A 19,534-nucleotide genomic window follows, 5' to 3' on the forward strand; every position below is an offset into this window, starting at 1 on the left:
GAAACTGCGTGACTACCTCAAGCGGGCCACCGTCGAGCTGAGAGAGAGCCGTCAGCAGGTCCAGGAGCTGGAGGAGCGCGCCGGTGAGCCGATCGCGATCGTGGGCATGGCATGCCGGCTGCCCGGCGATGTCACCTCTCCGGCAGACCTCTGGGAGCTGTTGAGCGCGGAACGCGACGCGGTGGGTGCCTTTCCCGAGGGCCGTGGCTGGGACCTGGAGGAGCTCTACCACCCCGACCCCGACCATCGAGGGACCTCGTACGCCCGCGAGGGTGGTTTCCTGTATGACGCGGACCGGTTCGATGCCGAGTTCTTCGGCATCAGCCCCCGCGAGGCGGCGGCGATGGATCCGCAGCAGCGGCTGCTGCTGGAGACGGGGTGGGAGGCCTTCGAACACGCGGGCCTCGATCCGACCGCGCTGCGGGGCACCCGTACCGGGGTGTACGTGGGTGTCATGTACGACGACTACGGCTCCCGGTTCCCCAGCGCGCCGGAGGGCTTCGAGGGCTATCTGCTCACCGGGAGCGCGGGCAGCGTCGCGTCGGGTCGGGTGGCCTACACCTTCGGGTTGGAGGGGCCGGCGGTCACTGTCGACACGGCGTGTTCGTCCTCGTTGGTCGCGCTTCATCTGGCTGCCCAGTCGTTGCGTCAGGGTGAGTGTGCGATGGCGCTCGCCGGTGGGGTGACGGTGATGGCGACCCCCGGGACGTTCGTGGAGTTCTCCCGGCAGCGGGGGTTGTCGCCGGATGGGCGGTGCAAGGCGTTCTCGTCGTCGGCGGACGGGACGGGTTGGGCCGAGGGTGTGGGTGTGCTGGTGTTGGAGCGGCTGTCGGATGCGGTGCGTGGTGGGCGTCGGGTGTTGGCGGTGATCCGTGGTTCCGCGGTGAACCAGGACGGCGCGAGCAGCCAGCTGACCGCGCCGAACGGGCCCGCGCAGGAGCGGGTGATCCGGGCTGCCCTGGCCAACGCGCGGTTGTCCGCCGCGGAGGTGGACGTGGTGGAGGCGCACGGTACGGGTACCCGGTTGGGTGACCCGATCGAGGCGCAGGCGCTACTGGCCACCTACGGCCAGGCCCGGCGGAACGACCACCCGTTGTGGTTGGGTTCGGTCAAGTCGAACATCGGTCACACGCAGGCCGCGGCGGGTGTGGCGGGTGTGATCAAGATGGTGATGGCGATGCGCGCGGGGGTGATGCCCGCGACGTTGCACGTCGACGAGCCGACCCCCGAGGTCGACTGGTCGGCCGGCACGGTGCGGCTGCTGACCCGGGCTCGGCAGTGGCCACGGCCCGACCGTCCGCGTCGTACAGGTGTGTCGTCGTTCGGGATCAGCGGGACCAACGCTCACGTGATCATCGAAGAGGCGCCGCGTGGGCGTGCCGTCGACCCGGTGACCGGGCCGGATGCCGTGGTACGACAGTCGGAGCCGGCTCTACCGACGCTGCGCGCACCGTGGTTGCTCTCGGCCAGGTCGGAGGCCGCCCTCCGGGCGCAGGCGAGCCGGCTGCTGGCCTGGCTCGCCGACCACCCCGAGGTCGACGACGCCGATGTCGCCGCCGCCCTGACCGTCGCGCGGGCCCAGCTGGAGCAGCGCGGCGCGGTGCTCGGCGCCGACCGGGCCGGTCAGCTCGCCGGCCTCACGGCCCTGGCGGCGGGTACGGCTTCCCCGCAGGTGGTGTCGGGTGCCGTCACCACCGGCGAGACGGCCTTCCTGTTCACCGGTCAGGGTGCGCAACGTGTCGGTATGGGCGCCGGGTTGGCTGAGGCATTCCCGGTGTTCGCCGCCGCTCTCGACGAGGTGTGCGCGGAACTCGATGCCCTGCTGGGGGTGTCGCTCCGCGAGATCATGTTCGGCGCGACCGGTGGTGCCGGGAACAGTGGCGGTGAGACCGGGCGCATGCCCCCGCTCGACCGGACGGAATTCACGCAACCCGCGTTGTTCGCGTTCGAGGTGGCGCTGTACCGCCTCCTGGCGTCGTTCGGCGTGACCCCGGACGTGGTGGTCGGGCATTCGATCGGCGAGCTGGCTGCGGCCTACGTGGCCGAGGTGTGGTCGCTGGCCGACGCGTGCCGGCTCGTTGCCGCCCGGGGTCGGCTGATGGGCGCGCTGCCGGCCGGTGGAGCGATGCTCGCCGCCGCGGTGCCCGAGGAGCGGGCGCGGGAACTGCTCGCGGCGGGGACGGTCTCGCTGGCCGCCGTGAACGCGCCCGTGGCGACGGTGTTCTCGGGCGAGACGGCGGCGATCGACGCACTGGCGGACCGGCTGGCGGGCGAGGGGGTGAAGACGAACCGACTGACGGTCAGTCACGCCTTCCACTCGGCACTGGTCGAGCCGATGCTTGCCGAGTACGAGCAGGTCGCCAGCTCGGTGACGTATCAGACCCCACGGATCGGCGTGTGCTCGACGGTGTCCGGCGCGCCGGCGGGCCCCGAACTGCTGACGCCGCAGTACTGGGTGCGGCAGGTGCGCGAGGCCGTGCGGTTCGCCCCGGCGGTGCAGTCTCTCGTCGACGCCGGCGTGCGCCGGTTCGTCGAGGTGGGTCCGGACGCGGTGCTGTCGGCGCTGACCCGCCAGACGCTGATCGACGAGGTGGCGTCCCGCTCGCTGGTCGCGGCGGCGGCGCGACGCGGCGTCGACGAGACCGACCAGTTCCTGCGGTTGCTCGCCGCCGCCCATTGCGCGGGCGTCACCGTCGACTGGACGCCGCTGTCACCGGGAAGACCGGTCGACCACCTCGACCTGCCTGGATACGCTTTCCAGCATCGCCGTTACTGGGTGCAGCCCGACGACGGCGCGCTAGGTGACCTGGGCCGCGCGGGTCTCGCCGCGCTCGACCACCCGATGCTGCGCGTCGGCGCGCCGCTTGCCGGTCGCGACGAATGGCTCTTCAGTAGCAGGCTCTCCACCACCGGTCAGCCGTGGATCGCCGACCACACGGCCTTCGGGGCGGTGCTCCTGCCCGGCACCGGGTTCGTGGAACTCGCGTGTGCCGCGGGCCGCCACCTGGACCTACCCGTCGTGGACGAACTCGTCCTGGCGACGCCGCTGCTGTTCGACGGCACCACTGCCGTGGACGTGCAGGTCTCGGTGACCGAGCCCGACCACACCGGTCGCCGGGGCCTGTCTGTCCACTCGCGGACCGTCACCGGCACCGCGCGGTCCGACCCGGGCGAGCCGGAGTGGACGCTGCACGCCACCGGCACCCTCGCCCCCGCCGACGATGTGCCGCCGGCCTGGACCGACCCGGACTGGCCGCCGACCGACGGCACGTCGATCGACGGCACACGGCTGTACGACCGGCTCGCCGACCTTGGATTCGGCTACGGCCCGACCTTCCAGGGTGTGCGCGCCGCCTGGGCCGGTGGGGACGACATGTTCGCCGAGGTGACGCTGGACGAGACGACAGCGGGCCGGGCGGCGGGCTTCGTGGTGCACCCGGCGCTGATGGATGCGATCTTCCACGCTGCCATCGACGGACTCGCCGACGGTCTACCCGACGGCCGGCTGCCGCTTCCGTTCTCCTTCGGCGGCGTCCGGGTGTTCCGGCACGGCGTCACCGGGGTCCGCGCCCGCATCATCCGTTCGGGTCCCGGGAAGGTGCGCATCGACGCCTGTGACGCCACCGGCGCCGCGGTGCTGTCGATCGACGCCGTGCTCGCCCGCCCCGCGGACGCGCGCGCTCTCGCCGGCGCCCGCAGCCCGCTCTACGCTCTCGACTGGACGCCGGTGACGGCACCTGCGGTGCCGGACCGGCACCTGCTCGCACTGGGTCGACCTGTCGCAGGTGGTGCCGGGACGTTCGGGGACGTCGCGGCGTTCGCGGCAGGCGGGGGCCACCCGGGCGCGGCCGTCGTCTGGTCGCCCGAGACGGCGACAGCGGACGGCGACGACGTCCCCGCCACCATCCGCGCCGCCGTGCACGACGCCCTCGTGGTGCTGCGCGGCTGGTTCGCCGAACCGGGCTGCGCCGAGTCGTTGCTGGTCGTGCTGACCCGCAACGGCGCAGGTCTGCCCGGTGAGACGCCGGACCCCGCGGCGGCGGCCGTCCGCGGCCTGGTGCGCAGTGCGCAGTCGGAACATCCTGGACGCATCGTGCAGGTCGACCTCGATGACGACGACCTCGCGGACCTGCGCCGGTGGATCGCCGTGGCGGTCGCCACGGAGGAACCACAGCTCGCGATCCGCGACGGAGTCACCCTGGCACCGCGGCTGATCCGTACCGCGACCGGCGGATCGACTGACGGGCCCTTCGGTGACGGGACGGTCCTGATCACCGGCGGCACAGGTGGGCTGGGCGCCGTCACCGCACGTCACCTGGTCACCCGGCACGGGGTACGCAGACTGCTGCTCGTCTCGCGCCGTGGCCTCGCCGCGCCGGACGCCACGGCGCTGGTCACCGAGCTGACCGGGCTGGGCGCCGACGTACGCGTCGCCGCGTGTGACGTCAGCGACCGCGCCGCGGTCGCGGCCCTGCTGGCATCGGTACCGGTGCACGAGCCGGTGACCGCTGTCGTACACACCGCGGGCGTGGTCGACGACGGCACCATCGAAACCCTGACCGCCGAGCAGGTGGACCGGGTGCTCGCCCCGAAGGTCGATGCGGCCTGGCATCTGCACGAGCTCACCCGCGACCTGGACCTGTCGGCGTTCGTGCTGTTCTCCTCCGCCGGGCCGCTGCTCGGTGGGCAGGGTCAGGGCAACTACGCGGCGGCGAACGCGGCGGTGGATGCCCTCGCCCGGACGCGCCGCAGTGCCGGTCTGCCCGCGCACTCGCTGGCGTGGGGGCTGTGGAGACTCGGCATGGCCGAGGCATTGAACGACCCGGGTGGCGAACACCTGGCGCGTCGGATCCGTACGCGTCTCGGTCTGTCCCCGATCGAGCCGGACACCGGCATGCAGATGTTCGACCAGGCGGTGACCAGCGACGAACCGATGGTGACGACCGCGCTGCTCGATACCTCCGCCCTCACCGCGCTGGGTCGACTCGGCACGTTGCCCGCGGTGCTGCGTGGCCTGATCCAGCTACCGGCGCGCCGCCGGACCGCCGACAGCCCGTTGCGCCAGCGGTTGCTCGACGCCCCCGCCGACCAGTGGGAGGCGCTGGTCCGCCACGAGGTCCGCGCGATCGCCGCCGCCGTCCTCGGCCACGAGTCGGCCGACGCCATCGAGCCCGAGACCCCGTTCGCAGAGCTGGGCCTCGACTCGCTCGGCGGAGTCGAGTTCCGCAACCGGGTGACCGCAACCACCGGTGTTCAGCTTCCGTCCACGCTGGTGTTCGACTATCCGACCCCCGCCGCCGTGGCGGGTTTCCTGCGTACCCGGATCGACGGTTCGACGCCGACGCGACCGCGTCCCACCTCGACCAGGGCCAGGGCCAGGGCCGACGAACCGATCGCGATAGTCGGCATGAGCTGCCGGTATCCCGGCGACGTCGGGAATCCTGACCAGCTGTGGGAACTGGTCGCCGGACGCGTGGACGCGATCACCCCGATCCCCGGTGACCGCGGCTGGGACCTCGACCACCTGTACGACAGCGACCCCGGCAAGCCTGGCAGGATCTACACCCGGGAGGGCGGATTCCTGCGTGCCGCAGGTGATTTCGATGCCGCCTTCTTCGGCATCGGGCCCCGTGAGGCAGCGGCGATGGACCCGCAGCAGCGGTTGCTGCTGGAGGCGTCCTGGGAAGCGATCGAGGATGCCGGCATCGATCCGACCGCGCTGCGGGGCAGCGACACCGGGGTGTACGCGGGCGTCATGTACCAGGACTACGGCTACGTGGCGCGCGCGGCCGCCGACGGTGCCGCGGAAGGCTACCTGGCGACCGGGTCGGCCGGCAGCGTCGTCTCCGGCCGGGTGTCCTACGCCCTCGGTCTGGAGGGACCCGCGGTGACGGTGGACACGGCATGTTCGTCGTCGCTGGTGGCCGTGCACCTGGCGGTGCAGGCGCTGCGTGCCGGGGAGACCTCGCTGGTCCTGGTCGGTGGGGTGACGGTCATGTCGACCCCGCTGCTGTTCGTGGAGTTCTCCCGGCAGCGGGCGCTGTCACCGGACGGGCGCTGCAAGGCGTTCGCGAGTGCCGCGGACGGTGTCTCGTGGTCCGAGGGCGTCGGCGTGCTCGCCCTCCAGCGGTTGTCCGACGCGGAGCGTGCCGGGCGTCCGGTGCTGGCCGTGATCCGCGGTAGCGCCATCAACCAGGACGGCGCCAGCAACGGCTTGACCGCGCCGAACGGCCCGTCCCAGGAGCGGGTGATCGCGCAGGCACTTGTCAACGCCGGGGTGAGCGCGGCCGAGGTGGACGCGGTGGAGGCGCACGGCACCGGTACCACGCTGGGTGACCCGATCGAGGCGCAGGCACTGATCAACGCCTACGGACAGGACCGCGTCGAGCCGCTGCGGATCGGGTCGTTGAAGTCGAACATCGGGCACACGCAGGCGGCTGCCGGTGTCGGCGGTGTGATCAAGATGGTGCAGGCGTTGCGGCACGAGCTGTTGCCGCCCACCCTGCATGTCGACGCGCCGTCGCCGCACGTCCAGTGGTCGGCGGGCGCGGTACGGATCCTGACCGAGGTCGAGCCGTGGCCGGCCGGGAAGCGTCCGCGCCGGGCGGGGGTGTCGTCGTTCGGGATCAGCGGGACCAACGCACACGTGATCCTCGAAGAAGCACCGGCGGTCCCGCGGCCGGTCGATCTACCGCGTCCGGCGGTCGTGCCGTTGTTGCTGTCCGCGCGGACGACAGCCGCGCTGCGGGCCCGGGCACGTCAGCTGTACGACGCGCTGTGCGACAGTCCGGAGTGTGACCTGGCCGATGTCGCGGCGACCCTGGCGCTGCACCGCGCGCGGCTCGAGCAGCGCGCCGCCGTCGTGGGTTCGGACCGGGAGACGCTGCTGGCGGCCCTGGCGCGCCTGGCAGCCGGCGAGCCCGGACCGGGCGTCACCGACGACACCGGTCGGACAGGCACGACGGCGTTCCTGTTCACCGGCCAGGGCGCGCAGCGGATCGGGATGGGTGCCGGGCTGTACCGGGCGTTCCCGGTCTTCGCCGCCGCGCTCGACGAGGTGTGCGCGGAATTCGGAGCACACCTGGGGCAGCCGCTGCGGGAGGTGATGTTCGCCGAGACGATCGAGAATCCGCTGGACCGCACCGAGTACACCCAGCCCGCGTTGTTCGCGTTCGAGGTGGCGATGTGCCGCCTCGTCGAGTCGTTCGGCGTCCGACCGGATGCGGTGGCCGGGCATTCGATCGGCGAGCTCGCCGCGGCGTATGTGGCAGGTGTCTGGTCGTTGCCGGACGCGTGCCGGCTCGTCGCGGCCCGAGGTCGATTGATGGGGGCGCTGCCGACAGGCGGGAGCATGCTGGCCGCCGCGGTACCGCAGGAGCGGGCCGTGGAACTGCTGGCGGTGGGCGACGCCGGGCCGGCGGTCGCGACGGTCTCGCTGGCCGCGGTGAACGCTCCCGATGCGGTGGTCTTCTCCGGAGACACCGAGGCGGTATCGGCGCTCGAATCGAGGCTGGTGGCCGAGGGCGTCAGGACCAGCAGACTGCGGGTGAGCCACGCGTTCCACTCCGCCCTGATGGAGCCGATGCTGACCGAGTTCGCGCAGGTGGCCGGGGACCTGACGTACCACGAGCCACGGATACCCCTGTGCTCCACGGTCTCCGGTGAATTCGCCGGCGGGTCGGTGGGTACGCCCGAGTACTGGGTACGGCAGGTGCGCGAGACGGTGCGTTTCGCCCCGGCGGTGCGGTCACTACTCGATTCGGGTGTGCGTCTGTTCGTCGAGCTGGGGCCGGACGCGGTACTGACGGCCATGACCCGAGCCACTGTGGCGGCGGACCCCGCAGCGCGCGCATCGGTGGTCGCTGGATCCCGTCGTACGGTCGCCGAACCCGAGCAGTTCGTCACCGCGCTGGCAACCGCGCACTGCGCAGGCCGGCCGGTGCGGTGGGCGGCCTACTTCGGAGCTCGACCGCAGACCCGGATCACGTTGCCCACCTATCCCTTCCAGCACGAACGATTCTGGCTGCTCCCCGCTGAGGCCGCCGCGCCGCTCGCCGGTGCCGACTCCGTCGACCACCCGCTGCTGCACGCCCGGGTGCAGCTCGCCGGCAGGGACGAGTGGCTGTTCACCGGCAGGCTCTCGCTGCGCACGCACCCCTGGCTCGCCGACCACACCGTCTTCGGCACCGTCCTGATGCCCGGTAGCGGATTCGTGGAGCTGGCTCTGGCCGCCGGTGCCCGGCTCGGCGTGCCGCGCCTGGCGGAGCTGGAACTCGCGGCGCCGCTGGTCCTCACGGCCGACGGTGCCGCCGATGTTCAGCTCGCGGTGGGCCGACCCGACGCCGGTGGGCAGCGGACCGTGGCCGTCCACGTCCGCACCGCCGACGCCTGGGTGCTGCACGCCCAGGGCCTGCTCACGCCCGCCGCGCCGACCGCCGCACCGGACTGGTGCCAGCCGTGGCCTCCGATCGCCGGCGATCCGGTCGACGGGCAGCAGGTGTACCGCGCACTCGGCGACCTCGGCCTCGGGTACGGCCCGGTGTTCCAGGGTGTCCGTGCCGCGTGGTCGCGTGGCGAGGAGGTGTTCGCCGACCTGGCGCTCGACACCGCCACCGCAGCGCGGGCCACCGCCTTCGGACTGCATCCGGCGCTGCTCGACGCGGTGTTCCATGCCGCTGTCGGCCAGCTCGCCGAGAGCGGGTCCGACGGCCGGGTGCCACTGCCGTTCGTCTTCCACGGTGTCCAGCTGGCACAGTCCGGCGTCGGTGCCTTGCGTGTCCGCGTCGCCCGCGTCGCACCGGACGCCGTGCGCGTGGACGCGGTCGACGCGACCGGTGCCCTCGTGCTGAGCATGGAGTCGGTGCGGGCCCGCCCACTCGCACAGCAGGCGTTGGCCCGGCTGCGCGGTGCGGCACCGTTGTTCGACCTCGAGTGGGTCGCCGTGCCCGCCGTCGCCGAGGCGGACGCCGGGCGCGTCGTGGTGCTCGGCGACCCGGCGGCCGTCGCGGCCCCGGAACCCCCGACCTGCTGCGCCGACCTCGCCGACCTCGCCGTGCTGCAGGATGTTCCCGACACGGTGGTGTGGCCGGTGCCCCGCGGAACCGGTGCCGGCGCGGCGGACATACACGCCGCCGTGCTGACGGCGCTCGCGCTGTTGCAGGAATGGACAGCCGCCGAACACCCCGGCCGACTCGCGATCGTGACGCGCACGGCCGCCGGACTGCCCGGCGAGGAACCCGATCTGGTCGGAGCCGCCGTGGCGGGCCTGGTGCGTAGCGCACAGTCCGAACATCCGGGCCGGTTCCTGCTCGTCGACCACGACGGTGACACCCTGCCGATCAGGTCGCTCGCCGAGGCCGTGGCCCGGGACGAACCCCACCTGGCCGTTCGTGAGGGTCGGCTCCTGGCACCGCGCCTGCAGCCGCTGCCCGCCGCCGCACCGCTCATGCCACAGTCGTTCGGCCACGGCACGGTGCTCGTCACCGGCGGCACCGGCGGGATCGGTGCGATCGTCGCCCGACACCTGGTCGCCGCGTACGGCGTACGGCGGCTGCTGCTGGCATCGCGGCGCGGTGCCGCCGCTGACGGTGCCGCCGATCTGGTCGCGGAGCTGACCGGACTCGGCGCCCGGGTCCGGGTCGTGGCGTGCGACGTCACCGAACGCACCGCGGTCCAGGCCCTGCTGGCCGGGATCGACGTCGACGCCCCGCTGACCGCCGTCATCCATGCGGCGGGTGTCCTGGACGACGGCACGCTCGACACCCTCACCGCCGCACAGACGACCCGGGTGCTGGCACCGAAGGTAGACGCGGCACTGCACCTGCACGAGCTGACCCGTGACCTGCATCTGTCGGCGTTCGTGCTGTTCTCGTCCGCCGCGCCGTTGCTTGGTGGACAGGGACAGGGCAACTACGCCGCCGCGAACAGCGTGCTGGACGCGCTGGCACGTGTGCGGCGCGGTGCCGGCCTGCCCGCGCACTCACTGGCCTGGGGACTGTGGACCGTCGGCATGGCGGGGGTGATCGGCGGGGACGGCGCGGAGCAGCACGCCCGCCAGATCCGGACCAGGCTGGGCCTGATCCCGATCGACCCGGAGGCCGGGATGGCGCTGTTCGACGACGCACTCGCGACCGATCGGGCGACCCCGGTGACGGCACTGCTGGACATGCCGGCGCTGACCGCCCTGGCACGCGGCGGCACACTGCCCGCGGTACTGCGTGGCATGGTCCGGGTCCCCCCGGCCGCTGCCCCTACCGGGGTGGGCCTGGCGCGGCGGTGGGCCGCGCTGCCCGACGCCGACCGCGACCGTGTGATCCTGCGCGAGGTGCGCGACGTCGCCGCGGCCGTGCTCGGCCACGTGTCCGGCGACGCGATCGGCGCCGACGCGCCGTTCGCCGAGCTCGGTTTCGACTCCCTCGGTGCCGTCGAGTTCCGCAACCGGCTCGCACAGCTGACCGGGCTGTCGTTCCCGTCGACGCTGGTCTTCGACCATGCGACCGCCGCCGACGTGGCGAAGCTGGTGCGATCGCGGCTCGAGGAATCCGGCGTCGGCGTGGTGGAGCAGGCGCCGGCCGGCGTGCGCGGGACGATCACCGGCCTGGTGTCGGCGGCGCACCGACGCGGTGAGTTGGCAGGGGCGATGCCCCTGCTGGTCGCGGGCTCCGATCTGATGACCACCTATCCCGCCGCCGAGGCCGCCGCGCGGCACCCGGCTGTGCAGTTGCTGGCGCGCGGTGCCGCGGCGCCGACGCTGATCTGCCTCCCCTCGTTCCTGGCGGGATCGGGTCCGCACCAGTTCGCCCGGCTCGCCCGCGAGTTGGGTGGCGAGCGGCAGGTCGGTGCGTTACGGCTGCCCGGCACTCGCCCGGGCGACGACCTGCCAGCCACCTGGGCCGCAGCGATCGAGAGCCTCGCCGCGACCGTAGCGTCGGAACTCGAGCGGGGCCCGGTGGCGCTCGTCGGCTATTCGATCGGCGGTGCGCTCGCCCACGCGGTCGCCCGGCGGATCGAGGACGACGGCGGCGAAGTCACGGGCGTCGCCATGATCGACACGTACTCCCCGGAGGACCACGAACTCAACCGTCTGGTGCTCACCGACGCGCTGGGGCAGATCCTGTCCCGGGACAACGCCCTGACCCCCGTCGACGACCACGGCCTGGTCGCCATGGGCGGTTACGTGCGGATGTATCCCGAGCGGAAGGCCGAGTCGATCGCCGCACCGACGCTGAATCTGCGGGCCACCGTGACGCTGGGCAGCTTCGGCGACGTCGACCCCGTCCCTGACTGGCAACACCGTGGGCCGGTCCGGTGGGTCGAGGCGAATCACTTCTCGATCATCGAGGAGAAGGCGGCAGAGACCGCCGCGCACCTCCGGCGCTGGCTCGGTTCACTCGGCGGTCGTTGATCTGTCCACCGGGTGTCCGGAAGGGAGCCTCATGCAGCCGTGCCGACGGACGGCACGTCATCGAGCGGTCGGCACCTCACACCACGAGGAGCCCCAGATCCAGGGCCCGGACAACCGCGAGGGTTCGGTTCGGGCAGTTCAACTTGGCCAGGATGATGCCGACCGTGCGTTTGACGCCGTGTTCGGAGATCCTCAGCGACCGGGCGACCTGTCGATTGCTCTGCCCCTCGGCAATGAGGCAGAGTACCTGGCGTTCCCGTGCGGTCAGGGCGACCGTCGGCGCGCGCTTCGAGGTGGTGTCGTCACCGGCCTGGTCGGGTGTCGTCACGGATCTGCGAACCAGGGCCGCGGACACGTGGAACCGGCCGGCCTCCACGTCGACGATCGCCTCGCGGAGGGTCTCGGGCCGGAGATCCGCCCAGTCCAGGAAGCCGTTCGCGTGGTCGACCCACCACTGGTCGACGATGTCCTCCGAGTCCAACAGGATCAACACCCTCATGTGGTGGATGCGCAGCTGCTCGGCGATCTCGTCAGGCACCTGGTTCAAGGAATTGCTGGAAAAAATGACGAGCTGCCCGTCGCGGAATGTCGAGAGGCCTTCGATGTCCGTGATGAACTGCGCGGTCAAGGGGATGTCGAGTGAGCGGAACATCCCCTCGATGCTGTATCGACGGATGTGATCCTGGATCATCAGCACGATGTGGAGGTTGGTGTCGGTGCTGCCGGTCGCCATCGCGATCGCGGTCCGCAACGGCGATCGCCCGACCTGCAGGAACCGGCGGTCACGTGGATCGGGCAACAGGTAGTCGCCCTGCGGGGTGAGGGATCCGCGATCTTCACTGCGTGAACCCGCTCGCCACTTCACCCTGTCGTCCACGCCACCCATGTCAGTGATCCCCCGATTTTCGCGTCTTAATCTCGAAGGGCCCGAACCCATAGACGAGCATGGCACGAGTTTGCGGGGACCGTCCACCCCGGAACGAAGTAGCGGGAGCAATTCATGATCATCATTGGACCTGATGCGAACAGGGCGACCAGCGTGCGGCCTTGGGTGTGGCGTGGACGCCATCCGGACCGCGCGGTGGCGCTGGTCACAGCCAAAATGCTCTCGGGTGGCGGCGGGGCTGCGCGCCCATTGTCCGCCCGAAGCGACCACCCCCACCGTCATCTGCGAAGTCAGCACGGCCACGGGGTCGCAAGGAGCCGGTGTGGTAGCTGGCCGAAGGCATGAAATCCGCCCGGTCGCAACCCTCGGGGAATCATGGGATCCTCCGACTCGCAAAGCTGCCAGAGCCACAAAAATATTAATTCCGCAAGCCTGGCAAAGCGCGCCACCCGTTCGGGCGCCACAGTTCCTGAAAAGAGAAGCCAAGCTTGACAGTGACGTGGACCTTGCTTATAGTCCTGCCGTTCAGGCCCTTGCCGACCAATATCCGAAGGTATTCATGACCGCGCCTCACACGTTGCCGAAGGCCAGGCAGCAGTTGATCCTTGCCGTTCTCATGGTGTGTTCACTGCTGATTTGGCTGGACAATACCGTCCTGAGCACCACGCTGGAGACCCTTGCCGATCCGGTCCGCGGACTGGGGGCCGACCCCGGTCAGTTGCAATGGGCGACCGGTGCATACACGCTGGCCTTCGCCACGTTGATGTTCACCGCCGGGGCATTGGGCGACCGGTTCGGTCACCGGACCGTGTTCTCCAGTGGGCTGGTGATCTTCGCCGGGTCGTCGCTGTGGGCGGCGTACGCGAGCGACGCCGGCCAACTGATCGCCGCCCGATCGGCGATGGGGGTGGGCAGCGCGCTGATCACGCCCGCCAACCTGGCCATCCTCATGTGGACCTTCAGTGGCCCGGCGCGGGCCGCCGCGATCGGCATCTTCTCGACGTCGGCCGGCGTCGGAATGGCTGCCGGTCCGGTGCTGGCGGGGTTCCTGCTCGATCATTTCTGGTGGGGCTCGGTCTTCCTGATCAACGTCCCGGTCGCCGTCGCGGCGTTGGTCGGGCTCGCCGTGCTGGTCCCGAATTTCCGCAGCCCCACTCTGCGGCCACTGGATCCCGCGGGAATGCTGCTGTCGATCAGCGGCCTCGTGGCGTTGTCCTACGGGCTGATCCGGGCGGGGCAGGTCGACGACTGGAGTCGTACCGGCGTCTGGGCGCCGGTCGTCGTCGGTCTGGCCCTGCTCGCCGTCTTCGTGCTCGTCGAGCTGCACGTCAAGGTGCCCAGCTTCGATCCGCGGCTGCTCATGCAGCCCACCTTCGGTGGCGGCAACGTGGCGCTGGCACTGCTGCTCTTCGCGGTGGCCGCCATCACCTTCTACAACGCGTTCTACCTGCAGGGTGCGCTCGGATTCTCGCCGATGGAGGCCGGCTTGGCCAATGTCCCGACCGCACTCGGCGCGCTCGCGGGGGCGCCTCTCGGCTCGCGCCTGAGCCGCCACCTGCCGCTACGGGTCGTCACCGTGCCGGCGATGACCGTAGCCGCGTTGACCATGGCCGGGTACGGGTTCCTCGGACTACAGACCTCACTCGTCTCGATCGAGGTCCTGTTGCTGATCCAGGGTCTGTCGATCGGCATGGTGATCGGCCCGGTCACGGCCGCGTTGCTCAGCAACCTGTCGTTGGCGCAGGCCGGGGCCGGATCTGCCGTCACCAACACCGTCCGACAGACCGGAAGTGTGATCGGCATCGCCGTCGGCGGCACGATCATGTCGATCGTCTACCGACGTGCGATCGAACCCTCGCTGGGGGGAGTGCCGGCCCCGGTGCAGGATCAGGCGCGAGTCTCCGCCGAACAGGCTCGCCACGTCGCCACCGTCATCCACCGGCCCGCTCTGGCGCAGGCCGCCGATGACGCGTTCATCCATGCCATGCACGTCGGTGCGGCCTGGATCGCGCTCGTCACCCTCCTCGGGGCGGTGCTGCTGCTGCTCAGCCTGCCTGCCGGTGGCAGGAAGAACGACCCGATGCCGGAGCCGGACCACGAGGAGGACCGCGGCCCGGAGGCCACGGTTGCCCAGGTGCGGTGAGGGGGACGGTGCCCGGTCGTGGGTGGACAGGTCGCGGGGGCGGTCGGCCGGTTCCCGGCGTGGTGCCGACGTCGTTCAGCCGCCGACCGCTGCCGCCACCGCTTCCCCCAGGATGCCGAGGCCCTCGGACAACTCCTCGTCCGTCGACGTCAGGGGCGGCATGAGCTTCACCACCTCGTCGACCGAGCCGGACGTCTCCACCAGCAGCCCACGGGAGAACGCCTCCCGGGCGACCCGACCGGCCGTGCTCGGCTCCCGGAAGGCCAGACCCCACACCAGGCCCCGACCCCGTGACGCCGCCATCTGCGCCGGATACCGACCGGCGAGTTCCGCCAGCTGCTCCTCGAACAGGATGTCCCGTTCCGCTGTCTGCTTCTCCAGTTTGCTGTCGGTCCAGAACTCCCTCAGTGCGGCGGTCGCCGTGACGAAGGCGGGGTTGTTGCCGCGGAATGTTCCGTTGTGTTCGCCGGGTTGCCACACGTCGAGTTCGGTGCGGAAGAGAGTGAGGGACATCGGCAGGCCGTATCCGCTTATGGACTTGGAGAGGCAGACGATGTCGGGGGTGATCCCGGCGTGTTCGAAGCTGAAGAACGGGCCGGTGCGGCCGCAGCCCATCTGGATGTCGTCGACGATCAGCAGTATGTCGCGGCGGCGGCACATTTCGGCGAGGTCGGCGAGCCAGGTCGCGCGGGCCGGGTTGACGCCGCCTTCACCCTGCACGGTTTCCACGATGACAGCGGCCGGGAGGTCCATTCCGCTGCTGCTGTCGGCGAGCATGGTGTCGAGCAGGGTGAGCCCGGACACCCGGCCTTCGGCGAAGCCGTCGTACGGGATGCGCCAGGTGTGTCCGAGCGGGACCCCGGCGCCGGCGCGTGCGGTGGCGTTTCCGGTGACGGCCAGTGAGCCGAGCGACATGCCGTGGAAGGCGCGGGTGAAGGCGACGACGGTGTGGCGTCCGGTCACCTTGCGGGCGAGTTTGAGCGCGGCCTCGACGCTGTTGGCCCCGGTGGGCCCGGGGAACTGCACGCGGTAGTCCAGGCGGCGCGGGCCGAGTACCCGCGAGGCGAACTCGGTGAGGAAGTCCTGCTTCGCGGCGGTCAACATGTCGAGACTGTGGGTGACCCCGTCCCGCGCGAGGTAGTCCAGCAGGGCCCGCTTGAGTACCGGGTGGTTGTGGCCGTAGTTGAGGGCGCCGGCACCGGCGAAGAAGTCGAGGTAGCCGCGGCCGTCGCGGGCGAAGAGCCGGCTGCCCCGCCCGTGGTCGAACACGACGGGCCAGCTCCGGCAGTAACTACGGACCTCGGACTCGATTGTCGGGGCGATCATGATGTCTCCTCGGAGTTGGACCTGCCCGTCCACCACGGCCTCTTCAGTCCCTCAGGCCTGGGCCATCTGCTCACGCAGGCTGCGCGGCCGCATGTCCGACCACACCTCTGCGATGTGGTCCAGGCACTCCTGCTTCGACCCGGACGTCCCTTCGGCGGTCCAGCCGGGCGGCAGCTCCCGGTCGGCCCACCAGATCGAGTACTGCTCCTCGTCGTTGCGTACGACGCGGTAGACACCGTCGTCAGTCATGGCCCCTCCTGCTGGTCGGGTGATCCGAGTAGGTGGGCCCGATCCTGCCGGGCCCACCCGCACCGTCCATAGAGACGAACGCGCAGAGGCGTCGTGCGGTCGCGTCCCTGTTCGGTGGTTCCCTGCGTCGCGCAGGCTCTGGTCACGGCGGATCGCCAACTGGAAGGGGGCTCGACATGGCCGAGCGACGCCACCTGATCTCTATTGACGACCTCTCCGACGACCAGCTGCGCTGGATCGTCCAGCGTGGCGCCGAGTACTCGCGTGGTGCCGTGGGAGCGGACCGACCGCTGTCCGGGCGGGTCGTCGGCGTGCTGTTCCGCAGGACGTCCACCCGTACCCGGACCGCGTTCTCCGCCGGTGCGCTGCGGCTGGGCGCCGGACTGGTCACCTACGGCCCCGACGACCTCCAGTTGAACACCGGCGAGTCCGTCGAGGACACCGGGACGGTGCTGTCCGGCATGCTCGACGTCCTGGTGGCCCGTACCGCCGGGCCGGAGGCCGAGCTGCGGGCGTACGCCGCCCAGAAGCAGATGTCGGTGGTCAACGCGATGAGCGCTGTCGAACACCCGACGCAGGCCCTCGCCGATCTCACCACGATCGTCAGGCACTTCGGTCGGGTGGAGGGCGTACGGGTGCTGTACGTGGGGGAGGGGAACAACACCGCCTCCGCGCTGACGCTCGCGCTGTCCCGGTACCCCGGCACCGAGCTGCACCTGCGTACCCCACCGGGGTACGGCGTCGGGCAGCGGTACCTCGACCAGGCGGCGGCCTCCGCCCGGCACAGCGGTGCGCGGGTCGAACAACGGCACGACCTGTCCGCCCTGCCACCTGTCGACGTCGTCTACACCACCCGTTGGCAGACCACGGGATCGACGAAGCCGACGCCCGACTGGCGTACGGCATTCGCCCCGTTCCAGGTCGACGAGGCGTTGCTGGCCGCCGTCCCGGACGCGGTGTTCATGCACGACCTGCCGGCACACCGGGGCGAGGAGGTGACCGCGGCGGTGCTCGACGGACCCGTGAGCATCGCCTTCACCCAGGCCGAGAACAAATACCACAGCGCCCGGGCGGTCCTGGAGTGGTGCGCCGCCGACCTGCCGAGCGGCGGAGCGGGGCTGTGACCACCTTTCTCGACGACATCTCCACCCACGCCGCGACCCGGCCCGACGCGCCGGCGATAGTCACCCCGGAGACCGTCGTCTGCTACGCGGACCTCGTCGCCCGGACCGACCGGCTCGCCCGCGCGCTGGTGGCCCGCGGCGTCGGTCCGGAGCAGGTCTGCGCGGTCCTGGTCGACCGGGGCCCGGAGGCCGTGATCGCGATGGCGGCCGTACTCCGGGCCGGCGGCGCCTTCCTCACCCTCAACGCCGAGCTACCCGACAACCGTCTGGCGGCCATGGTCCGCACGGCCCAGGCCCGGATCCTGGTCACCACACCGTCCCGGGCCGGTCAGCCCGTCCTCCCCGTCGACGGCCCGACAGTGCTCGTCGACGCGCCCGACGTGCCGGCGACCCTGCCACCGCTGTCGCCCCGTTCGCTCGCCTACGTGAGTCACACCTCCGGCTCGTCCGGACCGCCGAACGCGGTAATGCTGGAGCACCGCGGCGTCACCAACTACCTGCGGTTCGTCGTCGCCGACTACGGACTCGGTCCGGACACCGTGGTGCTGCAGCTCGCGCCGTTCGGGTACGACGCCTCGATCCGCGACACGTTCGCCCCGCTCGTCGCCGGCGGGCAGGTGGTCCTGGTACCCCGCGCCACCCTGCTGCGGACAGGTGAGTTCGTCGAGGCCGTCCGGGAGTGGGGGGTGAACACGATCCTCTCGGCCACCCCGACGTTCCTGACGTCGCTGCGGCGCAGCGGTCTGCCCGATCTGCGGTTGACCGTGTCCAGCGGTGAGTCGCTGCGCCCGTTCCTCATCGCCGGCGGCCGGGACACCGTGCGGGGGCGGATGATCAACCAGTACGGTCCGACCGAGACCACGATGACCGCGACCCGCTTCGACGTGCCACCGGTCCCCGACACCACTGTCGACCTGATCGGGACACCTATCGACGGCGTCAGCGTGCGCCTGCTCGACGACGGTCTGCGCACCGTGCCCGACGGTGGCGTCGGCGAGGTGTGCATCGGTGGCTGCGGTGTCGCGCGCGGGTACGGCGGACGGCCGGCGTTGACCGCGGCCCGGTTCGTGCCGGACCCCCACGGGGCGCCCGGAACCCGCATGTACCGCACCGGTGACCTGGCACGCCGGTCACCCGACGGCGACCTCGTGTACCTCGGACGCACCGACCGGCAGCTCAAGGTCCGTGGCTACCGGATCGACCCGGCGGAGATCGAGGGCGCGCTGCTGGCACACCCTGCCGTCGCCGGCGCGGAGGTCTCCGCGGAGACCGACGTCGACGGCCGGGTCTTCCTCGTCGCGCACGTCGCCGGCGCGTCGGCGGAGGTGACGGACTCGGCTCTGCGCGCACATCTCGCGCTGACGTTGCCACCCCACATGATCCCGCGCCGGTTCGCCCGGATCGTCCGCGTGCCCACCACCGTCAGTGGCAAGACCGACCGTCGGGCGATCACCGCGGACCGACCGTGAGGACGACGGGCATCGGGCCCACCCTCGCGGACGTCCGGACGGCTGCCGCACGGATCACGGGCCTGGTGGATCGCACTCCGGTGCTGGCCCTGAACTCGCGGGTGCTGCTCAAGGCCGAGCACCGCCAGCGCGGCGGATCGTTCAAGGTCCGGGGCGCGGCGAACGCCATGCTCGCGCGGTACGCGGGCGAGGTGGTGGCCGGTTCGTCAGGTAACCACGGCATCGCCGTCGCCATGCTCGGTGCCGCCCTGGGCATCAGGGTGACCATCGTGATGGCCGCCGGCGCCAGCGACGGCAAGGCACAGGCGATCAGTGCGCTCGGCGCCGGTGTGGTGCAGGTGGCAGGCGGGGTGGTCGAGCGGGACCGCCGGGCCGAGGACATCGCCGCGGCGACGGGTGCGGTCCTCGTGCCGTCCTCCGACCACGAGCTGGTGGTGGCCGGGGCCGGCACCGTCGGGCTCGAGGTGTTCGAGCAGGTGCCGGGCCTGTCGACGATCTTCGTACCGACCGGCGGCGGTGGCCTGCTGGCCGGCGTCTGCCTGGCCGCGTCGGCGCTGTCCCGGCCGGTGCGGGTCGTCGGGGTGGAGCCGATGTCCGCCCGCCGGTACGCCGTCTCGGTCGCCCGGGGTGCGCCGACGGAGGTGCCACCGTCCCTGACGATCGCCGACGGCCTGCGGGGGCAACGACCCGGCACGGTTCCCTGGCCGATCATCAGGCACCGGGTCGACGATCTGATCGGCGTGACCGACGACGCGATCACCCACGCCCTGGGGATCCTTCGCCGCGCCGGTGTCAGCGCGGAGCCGAGCGGTGCGGTGGCGCTGGCCGGCGCACTGCGCGGATCCCCCGGCCGCGCGGTGGCGATCGTGTCCGGTGGAAACGGCAGCGCGGGCAACGGCAGTACCAGGACGACAGAAGAACCTCCGGCAGAAC

At 71.5% G+C, this 19,534-nt stretch carries 6 protein-coding genes and 2 pseudogenes; 5 read left to right on the forward strand and 3 right to left on the reverse strand.

The window, feature by feature from the left end; all coding sequences use genetic code 11:
* Position 1 precedes the first annotated feature (1 nt).
* Positions 2 to 11,368 (forward strand): annotated as a pseudogene (locus AC0AIB_RS04440) (SDR family NAD(P)-dependent oxidoreductase); the annotation flags it as partial.
* Between the two features lie 112 nt (positions 11,369 to 11,480).
* Here the strand turns inward: AC0AIB_RS04440 and AC0AIB_RS04445 are convergent.
* Entirely contained in the window at positions 11,481 to 12,290 is an 810-nt protein-coding gene (locus AC0AIB_RS04445; RefSeq protein WP_465096068.1) for a response regulator transcription factor, read from the reverse strand.
* Positions 12,291 to 12,789: 499 nt separating this feature from the next.
* Here AC0AIB_RS04445 and AC0AIB_RS04450 point away from each other — a divergent pair, with 499 nt between their 5' ends.
* Complete coding sequence (locus AC0AIB_RS04450; protein ID WP_328345682.1) at positions 12,790 to 14,433, forward strand: MFS transporter; 1,644 nt, start codon at positions 12,790 to 12,792, stop codon at positions 14,431 to 14,433.
* A gap of 75 nt (positions 14,434 to 14,508) precedes the next feature.
* On the opposite strand, the gene ectB is transcribed toward AC0AIB_RS04450, so the two are convergent.
* Together ectB and AC0AIB_RS04460 are read right to left on the reverse strand one after the other, a co-directional pair.
* Positions 14,509 to 15,759: a diaminobutyrate--2-oxoglutarate transaminase gene (ectB, locus tag AC0AIB_RS04455; protein WP_328345684.1), complete on the reverse strand. Its 1,251-nt coding sequence runs from the start codon at positions 15,757 to 15,759 to the stop codon at positions 14,509 to 14,511.
* A gap of 51 nt (positions 15,760 to 15,810) precedes the next feature.
* Positions 15,811 to 16,008: an MbtH family protein gene (locus AC0AIB_RS04460; protein WP_328345686.1), complete on the reverse strand. Its 198-nt coding sequence runs from the start codon at positions 16,006 to 16,008 to the stop codon at positions 15,811 to 15,813.
* Positions 16,009 to 16,184: 176 nt separating this feature from the next.
* Between AC0AIB_RS04460 and AC0AIB_RS04465 the strand changes: the two genes are divergently transcribed.
* From AC0AIB_RS04465 to AC0AIB_RS04475, 3 genes and pseudogenes are all read left to right on the forward strand, one after another.
* Positions 16,185 to 17,132 carry an ornithine carbamoyltransferase gene (locus AC0AIB_RS04465; RefSeq protein ID WP_465096069.1) on the forward strand — a complete coding sequence of 316 codons (948 nt, stop codon included), beginning with the start codon at positions 16,185 to 16,187 and terminating at the stop codon, positions 17,130 to 17,132.
* Positions 17,129 to 18,601, forward strand: a complete 1,473-nt coding sequence (locus AC0AIB_RS04470; protein ID WP_465096070.1) for an amino acid adenylation domain-containing protein — start codon at positions 17,129 to 17,131, stop codon at positions 18,599 to 18,601. The genes AC0AIB_RS04465 and AC0AIB_RS04470 overlap by 4 nt, the downstream gene beginning before the upstream one ends.
* Positions 18,598 to 19,533: pseudogene (locus AC0AIB_RS04475) on the forward strand (threonine ammonia-lyase); the annotation flags it as partial. The gene AC0AIB_RS04470 and the pseudogene AC0AIB_RS04475, both read left to right, overlap by 4 nt.
* Position 19,534 lies beyond the last annotated feature (1 nt).

Source organism: Micromonospora sp. DSM 43699 (assembly GCF_055517075.1).